The 1,450-nt window shown below is 68.6% G+C and carries 1 protein-coding gene; it reads right to left on the bottom strand.

The window, feature by feature from the left end; genetic code table 11:
• Window positions 1-115 precede the first annotated feature (115 nt).
• Window positions 116-1,366: an IS701 family transposase gene (locus tag ACIPK4_RS40125; protein WP_402322922.1), complete on the bottom strand. Its 1,251-nt coding sequence runs from the start codon at window positions 1,364-1,366 to the stop codon at window positions 116-118.
• Window positions 1,367-1,450 lie beyond the last annotated feature (84 nt).

The following is a 1,450-nucleotide window of genomic DNA, read 5'->3' as shown; positions in this document are numbered from 1 at the left end:
CTAGTAGTGCTTGGTCAGGTTGGGGCTGGTGTGGGTATGCCGCGGTAGCAGGTGGGGCAGACGCCGGTCCATGTCGCGAGGAGGGTCTGCAGCTCGCGGACGATGCGGTAGAGGCTCAGGCCGGCGCCGTGTCTTTTGGGGTTGTGGCCAGTCGTTGCAGGGTGCAGAAGGCGTGTGCGACGGAGACGAGGGTGACGTGGTGGTGCCAGCCGTTCCAGGTGCGGCCCTCGAAGTGGGCCAGGCCCAGGGCCTGCTTCATCTCGCGGTAGTCGTGCTCGATGCGCCAGCGGAGCTTGGCGAGGCGGACCAGGGTGGTCAGCGGGGTGTCGGCGGGCAGGTCGGAGAGCCAGAACTGGACCGGTTCCGGTTCACCGGCCGGCCACTCGGCCAGCAGCCAGCACTCCGGCAGTTCCGGGCCGCCGACGGTTTGGCGGACCTCGCGTCCGGCGGGCCGGATCCGCAAGGCCGCGAACCGCGAGTAAATCCGTTTGAAGCCGCTGCGGCCCGTGCCGGGCCGGGATCCCTCACGCCACTGCACCGGCTTCGCCGCCTTCCTGCCCGCCGCGATGACCAGCTGTTTCACCGACTGCGGCTTGTCGGGGTACTTCGCCACCGGCGGTCGGCCGGTGCCGGAGTACGGTTCGAGGACCGGGACTGCGTGGCTGGGCTGGGCCGACAGGGTAGTGGAGATCCCCACCATGTAGTTGAGGCCGCGGTCCTGAAGGCCGTGCCGGAAGGCGGCCGCGTCGCCGTATCCGGCGTCCGCGATGGCCAGCGGCACTTCGATCCCCCACGAGCGGGTCTCATCGAGCATGTCGAGTGCGAGCTGCCACTTCTCCACGTGCCCGATGTCGTCGGGAATCCCGCAGGCGGCGCGGCGGGCGACCTTGCCCGGTTCGGCCTTCACGGAACCAGGCGCCCAGGTCTCGGGCAGGAACAGCCGCCAGTTGACCGCCGCCGAGGCATGGTCCGAGGCCAGGTGTTGCGACACGCCCACCTGGCAGTTCGTGACCTTGCCCGCGGTGCCGGTGTACTGCCGCGACACACACGCAGAGGCATTGCCGTCCTTGAGGAACCCGGTGTCATCAAAGATCAGCGCACTCGGCCGGATCACCGTTTCCATCTTCCACGCCAGCCGGGCCCGCACATGCGCCGGATCCCACGAGCTGGTGGTCACGAAGTGCGCCAGCGCCTGCCGGTTCCCGTCCGCCCCGAGCCGGGCGGCCATCGGCTCCACCGACTTGCGCTGCCCGTCGGTCAGCAGCCCCCGCAGATAGACCTGCCCCCACCGACGCTGATCCTTCCGCGCGAACGGCTCGAAAACCTCCTCCGCGAACTCCTCCAACTCATCCCGCACACATGCCATTTCCTCCGGCGTCACACCTCTTCAACGACACACCGCACCCACAGGACACGCACCAACAACACCAACCTGACCAAGCACTACTAG

The sequence above is a fragment of the Streptomyces sp. NPDC086989 genome, assembly GCF_044745505.1.
Taxonomy (GTDB): Bacteria; Actinomycetota; Actinomycetes; order Streptomycetales; family Streptomycetaceae; genus Streptomyces.
The sequence above is the reverse complement of the archived record's forward strand: the minus strand, read 5'-3'. Positions and strand labels throughout refer to the sequence as shown.

Bases quoted from the DNA above. Each gene is read 5' to 3' on its own strand.
- ACIPK4_RS40125 (WP_402322922.1), bottom strand. From the start codon at position 1,366: ATGGCATGTGTGCGGGATGAGTTGGAGGAGTTCGCGGAGGAGGTTTTC.